The organism is Ruegeria sp. BF12 (assembly GCF_056538705.1).
Genome location: NZ_JBQFTP010000012.1, coordinates 55446 through 67085 on the forward strand (window position 1 = coordinate 55446; position 11640 = coordinate 67085).

Annotated in this window: 16 protein-coding genes; 1 reads left to right on the forward strand and 15 read right to left on the reverse strand. The window is 56.1% G+C overall.

Annotation, left to right across the window (positions count from 1 at the left end):
* Window positions 1-3 precede the first annotated feature (3 nt).
* The 15 genes from ACR0J0_RS17575 to ACR0J0_RS17645 all read right to left on the reverse strand — a co-directional run bounded on the left by ACR0J0_RS17575 (window position 4) and on the right by ACR0J0_RS17645 (window position 10487).
* A complete protein-coding gene (locus ACR0J0_RS17575) occupies window positions 4-684 on the reverse strand; it encodes a hypothetical protein (RefSeq protein WP_152460677.1) in 681 nt (226 codons plus the stop codon).
* Entirely contained in the window at window positions 684-1499 is an 816-nt protein-coding gene (locus tag ACR0J0_RS17580; protein ID WP_152460678.1) for a TrbG/VirB9 family P-type conjugative transfer protein, read from the reverse strand. Before ACR0J0_RS17580 ends, ACR0J0_RS17575 begins: the two co-directional genes overlap by 1 nt.
* Window positions 1499-2143: a VirB8 family type IV secretion system protein gene (locus ACR0J0_RS17585; protein ID WP_152460679.1), complete on the reverse strand. Its 645-nt coding sequence runs from the start codon at window positions 2141-2143 to the stop codon at window positions 1499-1501. Before ACR0J0_RS17585 ends, ACR0J0_RS17580 begins: the two co-directional genes overlap by 1 nt.
* 17 nt (window positions 2144-2160) lie before the next feature.
* Window positions 2161-3216, reverse strand: a complete 1056-nt coding sequence (locus tag ACR0J0_RS17590) for a TrbL/VirB6 family protein (protein ID WP_152460680.1) — start codon at window positions 3214-3216, stop codon at window positions 2161-2163.
* The gene (locus tag ACR0J0_RS17595) at window positions 3213-3713 is read right to left on the reverse strand and encodes a hypothetical protein (RefSeq protein ID WP_152460681.1); all 501 of its coding nucleotides are present in this window, start codon (window positions 3711-3713) and stop codon (window positions 3213-3215) included. Before ACR0J0_RS17595 ends, ACR0J0_RS17590 begins: the two co-directional genes overlap by 4 nt.
* Window positions 3710-4456: a type IV secretion system protein gene (locus tag ACR0J0_RS17600; RefSeq protein ID WP_152460682.1), complete on the reverse strand. Its 747-nt coding sequence runs from the start codon at window positions 4454-4456 to the stop codon at window positions 3710-3712. Before ACR0J0_RS17600 ends, ACR0J0_RS17595 begins: the two co-directional genes overlap by 4 nt.
* Window positions 4456-4593: a hypothetical protein gene (locus tag ACR0J0_RS17605; RefSeq protein WP_170425207.1), complete on the reverse strand. Its 138-nt coding sequence runs from the start codon at window positions 4591-4593 to the stop codon at window positions 4456-4458. The genes ACR0J0_RS17600 and ACR0J0_RS17605 overlap by 1 nt, the downstream gene beginning before the upstream one ends.
* The gene (locus ACR0J0_RS17610; RefSeq protein WP_480665410.1) at window positions 4590-6956 is read right to left on the reverse strand and encodes a VirB4 family type IV secretion/conjugal transfer ATPase; all 2367 of its coding nucleotides are present in this window, start codon (window positions 6954-6956) and stop codon (window positions 4590-4592) included. The genes ACR0J0_RS17605 and ACR0J0_RS17610 overlap by 4 nt, the downstream gene beginning before the upstream one ends.
* The gene (locus ACR0J0_RS17615) at window positions 6949-7227 is read right to left on the reverse strand and encodes a VirB3 family type IV secretion system protein (RefSeq protein ID WP_152460684.1); all 279 of its coding nucleotides are present in this window, start codon (window positions 7225-7227) and stop codon (window positions 6949-6951) included. Before ACR0J0_RS17615 ends, ACR0J0_RS17610 begins: the two co-directional genes overlap by 8 nt.
* Window positions 7228-7230: 3 nt before the next feature.
* Window positions 7231-7512, reverse strand: a complete 282-nt coding sequence (locus ACR0J0_RS17620; protein WP_152460685.1) for an HAD family hydrolase — start codon at window positions 7510-7512, stop codon at window positions 7231-7233.
* On the reverse strand, window positions 7509-8153 hold the full coding sequence (locus ACR0J0_RS17625) for a lytic transglycosylase domain-containing protein (RefSeq protein ID WP_152460686.1): 645 nt from the start codon (window positions 8151-8153) through the stop codon (window positions 7509-7511). The genes ACR0J0_RS17620 and ACR0J0_RS17625 overlap by 4 nt, the downstream gene beginning before the upstream one ends.
* Complete coding sequence (locus tag ACR0J0_RS17630) at window positions 8150-8575, reverse strand: TSCPD domain-containing protein (RefSeq protein WP_152460687.1); 426 nt, start codon at window positions 8573-8575, stop codon at window positions 8150-8152. The genes ACR0J0_RS17625 and ACR0J0_RS17630 overlap by 4 nt, the downstream gene beginning before the upstream one ends.
* Complete coding sequence (locus tag ACR0J0_RS17635) at window positions 8572-9195, reverse strand: hypothetical protein (protein WP_152460688.1); 624 nt, start codon at window positions 9193-9195, stop codon at window positions 8572-8574. The genes ACR0J0_RS17630 and ACR0J0_RS17635 overlap by 4 nt, the downstream gene beginning before the upstream one ends.
* Window positions 9196-9668: 473 nt before the next feature.
* Complete coding sequence (locus ACR0J0_RS17640; RefSeq protein WP_170417964.1) at window positions 9669-10082, reverse strand: thermonuclease family protein; 414 nt, start codon at window positions 10080-10082, stop codon at window positions 9669-9671.
* Window positions 10083-10130: 48 nt separating this feature from the next.
* A complete protein-coding gene (locus ACR0J0_RS17645) occupies window positions 10131-10487 on the reverse strand; it encodes a hypothetical protein (protein WP_142638830.1) in 357 nt (118 codons plus the stop codon).
* Between the two features lie 155 nt (window positions 10488-10642).
* On the opposite strand from ACR0J0_RS17645, the gene ACR0J0_RS17650 reads away from it, so the two are divergent.
* A complete protein-coding gene (locus tag ACR0J0_RS17650) occupies window positions 10643-11365 on the forward strand; it encodes a hypothetical protein (protein ID WP_170602107.1) in 723 nt (240 codons plus the stop codon).
* Window positions 11366-11640: the final 275 nt, after the last annotated feature.

The following is an 11640-nucleotide window of genomic DNA, read 5'->3' on the forward strand; positions in this document are numbered from 1 at the left end:
CCATCAGTTTCTGCCGTATGGGTTTTCATCGAACACAATGCCGTCCGACTGGTTCTGCCGCTGGCGCATCTTCTTCAGTTCTTCGAGTCTGCGCCGCTCGTCATCGGTCAGACCTTGCGCCTGAAGGTGGCTTACGCTGGCAAGTGCCCGGGCCTCCGCATCTGCGATGGCCTGGGCAAGTTCCGTCTGGAACTTCTTCTCTCGCTCATCATATCTGACCTGAAGGCGTTCATTGGTCAGGTTCAGCGTTGCGATTTCACCGTCTTTTTCGGACAGCGAAACTTTGGCGTCCGTCAGCTCGTCTTGCAGATCGGAAATCCGACCGTTCTGTTGCTCGATAGTTTTCAAGGCTTGTTTCAGCCCTTCGGAATCGACCTGCGGCACTGTTGCCGGTGTTGCCACCTCAATTTCCTCGGGCAAAGCCTCTGGTTCCGGCTCATCGGCCTCTGGTCCCCGTGCGGTCAAAAGCCCGTATCGCTCGCCACCACCTTGTTGCAAAGCGTCAACGCGGACACCCGTGTTCGTGCTTTTGTTTTCATGGCCCATGACAAACCATACAAAGCCCAGGAACACCGCTCCTGCGATCGCAACGGTTATCAGCTTCTTTGGGTCGAACTTCTTCCGGACACGTTGCGACGGCTGTTCAGCCGCCGCCCGTGCCGCAATTGTCTGATTGCGATCCATTACTTGCTGCCCCCCGGTTTAACTGTCTGTGAAGTAACGGGCCTGCCCGTTGCACTCGCCTGCTGAAACGCGTCGCCATCGTTTCGTACACAGATCGAAGTGTCTTCGATGCGCAGTGTCCAAAGGTCGGAAAGGCCCTGCACCTGGATAATGCCGCGCTCTTTGACTGTGGTGTTCACCATCAGCTCGCGGCCATCAGGCAGGACACGGAAAATCCCCGGCAACTCCGCATCCTGCGGGATTTGCATATAGGTGTGAACGCCATCATCCCACACGGCGGTGGGCGCAAAGTCCGCTTTGCCCGAGCGCGAATAGTTCTGGTTCACAAACCGGCCAGTTGGCTTCGGCTCGCTCCGAGCGACTGTGCCGCGACGCGTTGTGGTCCCGCCGCTGTTGTTTTTGTTGTAGAACGTGACCCGAAATGGAACACGTTTGCGTTCGGCGGCGCTCTCGGCCGGAACCAGATAGAAGTTGTATGTCCCGCGATTGGTCAGGACGGTCAGGTTTGAATCCGAGTTCAGGATTTCTGGCTTGAACGCAATAACGCGACCTTCCTGCAGGCGGGTGATCTGAAAACTCTCAGTGTCGCCCGCGCCAATGCTGCGGACGGTCTCGCCCTGCGGAAAGTGAACATAGGTAATCAGGCGTTCACCTACAGTGATGCGGTACACCTGGTTCTCGACGTAATGGAAATGCGTGATGCGATGATCCGCATTCTTTCCGTCTGGCGTCGGTGTGATTTCAGCGAGCAGAGGCGTAGAGAATGCCAAAACTGCTGCGGCGGTGGCGGTGAGTGTTTTGAAAGAACGCTGCATCAGACCTTCCCTATGGCGTCTACGCGGTAGTTGGTGACGACGAAGCCGAACGGATTTTCCAGAAGCTCATCCATCGACGTCACGATTTTTTCCTCAAACCCGTAGGTCACAGTGACCACGTAGCGGGCTGAGGCCGTTGCTTGGTTTGGCACGATCAGGGACTTGCGGATCTCGACCTGCACCGTCTCATCGTTGACCGGCGAGACGCCCAGAATTTCGGTCTGCACCTTTGTCTTGGGCGTATAGATTTCGTCAGGATGGTTGTCGTTCGAACCGTCCCACAGTTCGCGGTAGGACGTTTCGGCCAGCTCATCAGAACGACGCAGCACCGATTTCAGGCGCTCGTTGTTGTCCTGGACATCATAGGTTTCCCGGTCGCGCACATAATTTGCGACTTCACGGAAGGCCATCGCCTCAGAAGGTTCCAGTTCTTCGACTTTTTCAGTCAGCAGGACCGGCAGTTTCGTGTCCGGATCAATGGAGAATGGCACCGCGCGGATTTCCTTCAGGGGAAGGAGCATCGCCCAGCCAATCATAGAGGCCACGCCCATTGCCATGCCGACCATGCCGAATACCTGCCATTTGAAGGCATCGCGGCGTGCGCCCAGAAAGAGTTCTTTTTCGTGATCTGTCACGTGTGACATTTGCTCTGTACCTCGATTTATGAAGATTTATTGGCGCGAGCTTGTCGAATGCTCTGCCGGTAACGGTCAGCGGCGTAGCTCTGACGAGCTGCCCCATCCTGATTTCGGGCTCTGTGCGCTATGTCCCGACGCGCTTGCATTGCGCGAGACGCGCTGTCACGAACGCCAGTCCCGTCACGTGCTGCGGAAGCCATAGCAGCGGCAGTTTTCCCACCGGCTACTGCACCCCTTGCGCCGTCGCTTGCAGTGCCCAATGCACTTCTTGCGGCTGCTGCAGCACCAGTTGCCACGGCAAGACCCGAGGATGCCGAAACGATTGCACCCGACATCCCGCCCGCGAGCGACGGGATCTGCGTGAGCATCACGATTGAAACAATGCAGATCGCCAAAAACCGGCCACTGGCCTCCATATTGTTCACATCCTCAACAGCGGTCAGTTCGGAGCTGAAAAGGGCCTGAATAAGAGAAACGATGCCTGTCAGAACGACGATGACCATGATCAGGCCAACAGTCGTTTTCGCCCAGGCTGCGAAGATATTGGCTGTTGCCGAGCTGAGCAGCGTTGCGATGAAAACAGGCGCTAGACCCAGCAGGACCGCTAGACCGCCTTTTGCGATCAGCGCCATGCCGGTGCCAAAAGCAACGATGACAGCCCCAACAACCCAGAGAATAGCCCCGGTGATGCTCAGACCCCAGGTTGCGTTTTCAATAGCCTGCTGGCCCATCAAGAAACACTGAAGCGCAATGTCATCGAGTGCTTCCCAGACATTTGTTGTGCCGGTCAGTTCTCCGGCAATCGTGTCTGGGAGGCTCGAAATGCCCTGATAAATGGGTTGAAAGAAGCTCCAGCTAGAAGCCATACCAATGATGATCGTCGCCCGAATGATCCAGCCGACATAGCCACCAAACCCGATTTCTCGGATTTGAAGCACACCGTTGATCAGCATTGCCACGAAGATCAGCGCGGCTATTGCCCAGAGGGCGGATGCTAGATCCGCCGCCAGGCTGTTGTATGCTTGCTGCGAGAAGTTATTTAGCGCAGCCTCAATCGAGCTGACGAAATCTTGGATCACGGCCCACAAGCCTCCTCAATTGCAGGGCGCAGAGCTTCCAGACGGGTCCGTTGCTCTTTTTTCAGCGCGGCAAGATTGTCGGACGGTTGGGTCCAAAACTCGTCTTGGTCAGCTCCGACCTTTTGGGCGGCGTCCTCACGGCTTAAACCGCCCAGCGGACATTCGGTGCTGAAGGTCTCGCCAGATTTGCGCAGAATGCATTGCTCGATGGTGGCCTCGTGCGCAGCGATGACCTGTTCATTCAGGATCACCACCGACCAGTTGGTCACAAGAGGCTGCTTGTCTGCGGATTGGCCCGCTTCGGCCATGCGCGCTTGATCGTTTTTGACGAATTGACGACCGTACTCACGCGCACCCGAGTACCCAAGGCACTTACGATATTCACCGAACGGCATATCGACCTTGGGTGATGGGCGCAGCTTCACCTGTGCCGATGCAGCCCCCGACATAACGGCGGCGGCTGCAATGGTCAGGATGAGAGTTGAGCGGAGTTTCATTGTGAGGTTCCTCGTACATAGTTGCTGAGTGTCGAAAGATCGGCAGCGGTTGCAGCCAGATCCGTGCCCGACGCCAGAGCATTAGCCGAGGTTGCGCGTAAGATTTCAATTTCAACCTGAAGGAGTTTAAGGAGAACCGCCGTGTTGTAGTCGATTGCATCCTTCAGATCTTCTTGCTGACCGATTTCACCGCGCAGCTTTTCTGCATCTTCGGAGAGCTGACCGGCCATGTCATAGCCATTCTCACCCAAGGCCGATGCCATCAAGCCAGCGCCACCTCGCTCCGAGAGAATGCGCCGGGCTGGCACGTCTGACGTACTGAATTCTTTAAGGATTCCATTGTTCAGCCCCAGGCTGATTGATCGGCGTTCCATCGCGAGTCCGGCGACGCCTGGAAGATCGCCAATCGTATCTTCGGTCGCGTTCAAGGCGTATCCAAGCGTGTCAGCTGCCGTTGCCAGTTTCAGAAAGCTGCGGCTGTTGAACTGGTCCAGATCCGTCAGACCACTGATGGTTTTGAGGGAGTTTTCGAGCAGTGCCCTCTGCTGCTCGAGCTTCTCATATTGTTGCATCAGCTGTTCGTATTGGCGGACCATTTCCGCGACTTCGCGGGCCGAATTGGCTGCGTCCTGTGCAATGGCCGTGGCGTCGATGGTCGGAACACCTTGGGCTGCCGTCATAACTGGCAGGGCGGCCAGAACCGAAACAGCAATGGTTGTGCGGAATTTCTTTGAAATATCCATCAGACAAACTCCAAGTTTTCAGGGGAGGTCATGCGCTCAAAGTCACAGGCGCATTTGCTGCGATAGCCCGAATAGGTGCTGGTGCAGGCCGAGACAGCGGCCAGAACTACAAGGGTGATGACAAGGCGGGCTTTCATGTGATTTCCTTCCAGAAGTTGGGGTTTTTTCGCCAGTCAGGATCAGGGAACGATTTTCCGTCTGATCCGCTCAGAACACGAAGAAGCGGGCCGAGCGCGCCGACATCGACATCGAGCCAAACACTCTCATCACCTTTCTTCATGAGCATTACGCGGTCGCCAAAATGCGCCCTCAGCGCGCCCAGCTCTGAATCGTTCAAGCCGATTGCCCGGTAGTCTGCTTCATTGCCGGATCGAGAGGGGAACAAGAGTTGCGTGCTGGTGTTTTCCAGGATCGACTTACTTGCCGCTGACGACAGGAGGTGATCGGGGATCTGCGTCATCATCATCATCATGACGTTCAGCTTCCGATACGTGGTGTAGGCATTTATGAGGATGCCAGCGCCATAAGGGTTGCCAGCAATTACCCATGCTTCATCAATCACAAAGACAGTGGGTATCTTGGTGGCGCAGCGGCGTTCAATCTGGCGCATGACGTAGCTGATCCATGCCAGCCGCACCAATTCGTCATCCAGAACCTCAGAAATATCGAACACAAGATGACGGTCGCCAGCAGCAAACGGATCTGAGCCACCCTCGCCAAACATCCAGGACAAGCGGCCTTCGCCCGCCCATTCACTTGCACGCTTGTACAGGTTCTTGTCATCGTCAAAGGCTCTGAACCGTTCCACCAGTGAATCGAAGTTCTGAAGCGCAGGCGGCAAAGTGGCATTGGCTTGGCAAGCCCTTGTGATTTCATCCTTCTGATCGGTGGTCAGTGGTTCGTCATAGCTCAACAGGGCAATGACCCAATTGGCGAGCCAGCTTTGCCCAGCCTCATCCGTCTCGGTCTGAAAAGGGTTCATGCCGGTTGGCTCACCAACTCGGACGCGGATGTACTGCGCACCGAGCGCCCGCATTGGAGCCTCCATTGCCCGGTCTTTGTCAAAAGCGATGATCCGCGCGCCCTGTGCAACCGCCATTGTTGCCAGCAGCATCGCGATCACAGTTTTACCCGAGCCGTTCGGTCCAAGAACGATCGTATGCCCGGAGGGCAGGTTTTCAGGGTCGTTACTGGTCTTGGGAAGGTGCAGCGAAACATCGTAGCTGTCCCCGTGTGTCGTCGGGAAAGTCGCCAATGGCCCCGGCCAAGGTAGCTTTTCCGCATCCAACCCTTTGGGGCGCATGTGGAACGCAACCATATCCGCAAAGTTCTGGTCCGTGATCAGTTCTTCACGGGCGCGGAACGCGAAATTGCCGGGGTGCTGTGCGAAGTACACGGCACGGGCCGACATCGCTTCGCGCTTCACCGTGCCACCCGAAATCTGGATTTCACCGATGATGTGTTTTTCGGCGGTTTTCAGATCTTCCTCGTTCCCAAACACGCAGATCGACAGGTGGTGCTTGCCGAGTGACATGGTGCCGGAGGCAATGCCGTCCGCCAGAATGGACAAATCCTCTTCAAGCGACTTTGCCTTGTCGCCTGCCGAGCGCATTTGTCCCGACTTGCGGCGTTCCATTTCCTGCGCCTGGGCGCGGCTGATCGGCAGGAAGGATTGCGAAATCACGACATCAACCGGCAGGTCTAGCCCGTCGAAAATGCCGGGGAACGAAGCCATCGGGTAATTCTTCAGGGAATAGACACGGATGGAGCGTTCCTGATCGTCGCCCGTGACCAGTTTGCCGCGCTTGCCCTGAAACAGCACATCCTCTTGCGGCATGTTGAAGGCGATGGGTTCTGCAATGTTCGTGTGAATGATCGGCTGATACCGACCGTTCAACAGCATTCCATAATAGCCGAGCCAACGCCCCTCGCTGAGCTTCAGCCGGCGCATACGGGCCTCGCCCAGCGTGCCCGCCAGTGTTGTGAACACATCGTCGAGCTGTTCCATCATTTCGCGGCGTTCCTCGTCTATCGTTCCAGACGACATGCCGAACATCTGTTTTGCCCGCTCATCCTGCCGCTTTTGCAGAATGGCGCTGATGATGATCTTGCGTTCTTTCAGCTCTGCATCGACGGACGCTGAGCGCATGGCCTGCGCCACTGCACCGGCAAAGCCGGTTGGATCTGTGATGACATGACCAGTCTCAGCTGGGACGGTCAGTCGATGAACATAAAAGGCCACCTCATTGGGTGTCGTGCGCAATACACGCTCAAACCGTTCGGCCAGGAACTCGAACTCGTTTTCGTCCAGCGTGTTTGCGTTGATTCCGGTGATTTCTGCAGCGGCGATGAGGCCACCGTTGCGTGTAGAAATGACCTCATCGTCCACGACATAGCCATACGGCAACATCTGAAAGAGGCTCATTTCATCCTTGCGCCAGCTCGGCTCGATCAACGAGCGGGCAAGGGTCCACAAATCCTGTGCAGCAGGCTTAGGCACTATAGTAATCTCCCCCATGATGCTGGCGGTTTTTGGTGCGCGGAGTTTTGGAAAGGGTTACGGACAGGACGCGGAAGAAAGCCGGTTCCCATTCGTAAAAGAGGCGAAGCCCGGTGTAGAAAACAAAACCCGCAATGATTGCTGGCGCTATCCCGAACATGAAGAACGAAAGCATGGTCATCCCGAGGATCACCAGCAGATAGATCACGGGTAAGCCGCCCCATTCTGCGGGGCGGCTCAGGCCGCGAAAGACCGTATTGCGGCGCGGCATCAATCAGCCTCCGATGAATGTATCAGCGAGGCCGATAACAGCGCCGACGACGATAGCGATTACCGGGCCTTTCAGCGAACCCCAGCCGAACACGTAGGCGAGACAGCCCCAGATGAAGCCGACAGCGGCAAGGCTGACGCCAACGACCTTCGAGTCGGCCAGCGTTTCGTTGATGAAATCGCCAATGGCATCTTGCAGCCAGCCAGCGGAGGCGGGCGCTGCTGTGATGATGAACGCAGTGATCGCGAAAAACGCCATCTGCTGGTAGAAGTGGGTTCTTTTCATGAGGAAGTGCTCACTTTGCTTAGGATGATCCGCACGTAATTGCGGGTTTCGGTGAAGGGGGGGACGCCGCCGTATTCGACGACGCGGTGAGGCCCGGCGTTGTAGGCGGCAAGCGCCAGCTTCCAGGTTCCGAACTCGCGGTACTGCGCCGCCAAATAGCGGGCACCACCGTCGAGATTTTCTGCAGGGTTCTTTGGGTTCACGCCCAGGTCTTTCGCCGTTCCGGGCATGAGCTGTGCGAAGCCATAGGCACCCTTGGGTGACAGAGCGTCAGCCCGATACCGGCTTTCCTGCCAGACCAGCGCCATGAACAACTCGGCCGGAATGTCATGGCGTTCCGCCGCTGCGTGGATTTCTTTGACGATCCGCTCCTGCGACCAGCCGCCCGAGGATCTGCGAGGCCGCGGTGCCTTGCCCGCAATCTCGATCTTTTCCTGTGGCTTGGCCTTCGGCGCTTCCGGTTTTTCGTCAAGCGTGTACTCACGCATCCGGATTGGCCGAACGACGCCATTGACGATTTCTGCCCGCGCACCGTTCAGAAACACGCTGCCATCCGGCTCGTATTCGATGACCTGGGCGCTTGCGCCGGTCGCCACAAATGCCGTGGAGACGAGCAGAAGGGGCCGCATTGCTGCGATCATTCGGATTTCTCCTTTGCTTGAGTTGGCGAGGAATTGGAGGGGTTCTGTTCGTCGCCGGTCGCGGCCACGTACTCATCAGTCCAGGACGGCGGAATGCTGACAGCATCCACCAACCAGCCTGCGAGACTTGCGTATTCTTCGCCACCAAGGGCCGAAGTCTTGCGAGCGATAGAGCGCGACAGAAACGAAGCTGCTACGCCGTGCTGCAGCAACAGCGAAATCAGAACGCACAGATCATGCAGATGGTATTCGAGGTCGCTGCCAGAGCGAAAACCGCCGCTATAGAACACTTCACGGGGTTTGATTGGCGACGCCGGATCATACCCGATGGTGACAAAGGCAGTGTGCCCTTGCGGAGTTTCAACGCGGCGTGTTTCAGCCAGCCGACGATCAGGAAGAACTTTGCGCGCAGGCTTGTTCATGACAAAGCTCCCTGCGCATCAAGTTCCGCTTGTCGGATTTGCATTGCGAAATCCACTTCAAGGCGCAGCTCAACGACCACTTCAAGCGGCATAACGATGTCCAGCCAGACACCCTCACGGATCAGGTGAACGTGATAGGTGGCGTTTGGGTAAACGAACCAAAGGGCTTCATGCCGGTTCAGAACGTCGCGCGCGGTGTCGGCGTCGATTGTGCCTGACAGGTCGCAACCGAATTTCAGGGTTGCGTATGAGTTGGCATAGTTTGCTCGGCTGCTGCTTTGGATGAGCGCAGCGGCCTTTTCCGGTGAAGCAAAGCGGAACAGCTCTTTCGGACCCAACGCCTTGTTAACGTCTGCGTGCAACTTCAAGGCTTTGTAGAGCCGATTTGCACGGACATACTCAAGATCATTGAGGACATGGAACATTTCGAGCGCGATTCCGAAAGCCGTGGCGCGGGCATCGCTTTCCAGCCAGTATTCGCGCATTCCGCGCTTGATGGTTGACCGTTCTCCGGCAAGGTGGCGGATTACGGTGAGAATGTCCTTACGGGCTTGCTCGAAGCTCTGGGCGGCAGGCACCCAGCGCCGATCAATCTTGCTTTCGATAGTGTCGAAGGCCACTGTGATCACCTTTCCGCCTTTCAAAAAATAGGTCAGTAGTTTTTACATAATTACTATTATGGGGTCGACTTCAGGTCATCTGAGCGGTGGGGAATCGGGTGCTGGGACACAGCACTGAACCTTCAGTGGCGCCGCAAAAGACCAATGTCTGGTTCGGATCTCTTAGTCAGATGTTTTGGCTGGAACGTTCGGATGTCCCGCGCGCCTCAATCGTCAGACAGCGCTAAGGGATCGGAGGTGCAGACGCGTTGTCTAGGTTTGCACCCATTGACTCTGTCGCGGTGCTGCCCAATCTAGGACCGGCATCTCGGACTACTGTTTTTACCATAGTACAGTTCTCTCTTGATGTTGGAGGAATGCCCGGATGGATTAAGGGCGTTTCTTGTCCTGTCGATTGTTGGCGCAATCGGCAGGACTGCTTATTGCTTAGTCGTTTCTCTCTGCTGTCATAAATCGTTGTTTTATCCTTTCTTTCAGCCGCACCAGGACTGGCGCTTGCCACCCGAGTACGGGCGCGCCAGACCTTCAGAAATCAGGATGGCCCCGACGTTCTGTCCAGACACGCGCCCAAGCGCCAAGAAGCGATCGTGGACGTCAAAGTGCAGCTCAATCTCAAGTTCAATTACGCCCGCGAAGTTGATGAGCTCCGTCAGCCGGTCCTTGGCTCGTAGACCCAAAGCTCTCTCAGCATCGCACTGAGCCCGGAATGTCTCAGGCGTATCAAACCCAATAAGCCGGTATCGGTCGTCACCATGGTCGATCGTGTCACCGTCAACGGCAATCACCTCGGATGCGCCGAGAGTCTTTGTTTTCCTAGCTGGTTCAATCCAAACTGCAGCAATGAACAAGGACGCGAGTGCAGCGCTGAGAAACAAGAGCCGTTTCATGCGCCCTGCCCCAGCATTTTGATGAGCCGGGTTCTCGAACGTGACCGATCAGGTTTTGGATTTCGCGTCCAGGGCCTGAGCTGCTTCGAGACCCTCTGGGGTAATCGACTCGATCGTATAGTCTGATTTGACGCAGAGAATGCGCCCATCACCAAATTCCTGATGATGCTTGAAGAGGCCCGGCCAAAGATCGAACTCTCTGGGCTCAGCGCCCGCTCGAGAGATCTTCGACTTGCACAAGGCCCCGACATAGTTCGGCGAGCTGTAAATGCAGTGGTACTTAGGTCGTCCAAGGGAAGCGAGTCCGATAAATTCGTAGCGGCATGTAAAGGGAACCTGATCCTCTTTCAGGCCCCGGACCATCTCGATGGTTACCACAGTGTATTGTCTCTTGTTGTCCGCCATGACGACCCCCTATGGGCCGTCTTCTACATCCAAAAGTTGTGGACTAAAACACAATCTACGTCAATATAAGAAAACCCGCCAATATACGATATTGGATTGTCAGAAATATATTGGCCGGATATTGCTTAGGCGATTCGCAAGCAGGAGAGACCATCTTGAAACACTCAAAATCCGGAAATCGAACTCGCGCGAAGGCCCTTGCAGTTGCACTCGCTGCACTGCCAGCCACGCAGGCTCGTGCCTATCCAATTGACTGTGCCATATTCCTTTGCCTCGCCGGGGGTTGGCCAAGTTCGGCTGATTGCGTCGCAGCCAAGGCGGAGTTCATTCGGCGCATCACACCCTACCCGGTCGAACCGCCGCTTCAACTCTGGCGCTGTCCGATGAATACGTCACACAGCCCCTCGGACTTGGGTCCTATGGAACGGTTGGAAGCCATCAAGCGCACCAGTGCTAGCCCAGTTCCAGAGCTTCCATCGGATGACACCGCTAAGCCAATACTGGTAGACGCAGCGATCTCGATAGGAAGGATCGATGCACATCACGGCCAATACGGTGACGGTTTCCAAGCCACCCCGATCAGCGTCGATCTTTCTTCTTCCGATTTCGACGTTGTGAGATCCATCAGGGTTTGGGATGTGCGCCACTACAGCTATCGCCGTCGTTCAAGGGAGGGAGATTGCGAGCGTTCGCTTGATCTTGTGGTTGGCACCTACGACGATAATACGAATTTTCGCTGGTCCGAGCGCGCTCCTGCCCCAATCCCTTACTGGCTGCCACTGGGCAATCGCTGTGAACCTCCCAGCTACTTCCGCGGCGTTGGCGTCGAGTGGACCGACACATTCGGGTTCAGCGACTACGAACTCATCCGATATTGAGGTGCTGACCTGCGGTACAACGCGTTGCTCCTGGCTATGCCACCAAAAATCGCCAGCTGCATTTTTAAACCAGGCCGATTGGCCCGGAGGAAAAACTTAATCCCAGAAACAAAAACCCCCGCAAGGCGGGGCCTCAGCGGGGATCTTCTTAAGTCACGTTTGATCACCTGATTTATAGGAAACTCCAAAATTACTGACAAGGACAAACGCATCTGTGCGAACGGTTTTTCTGTGTCTTTTTGCTGAGGTTCGAGCCGCCTTGCTTCCCCAATGAG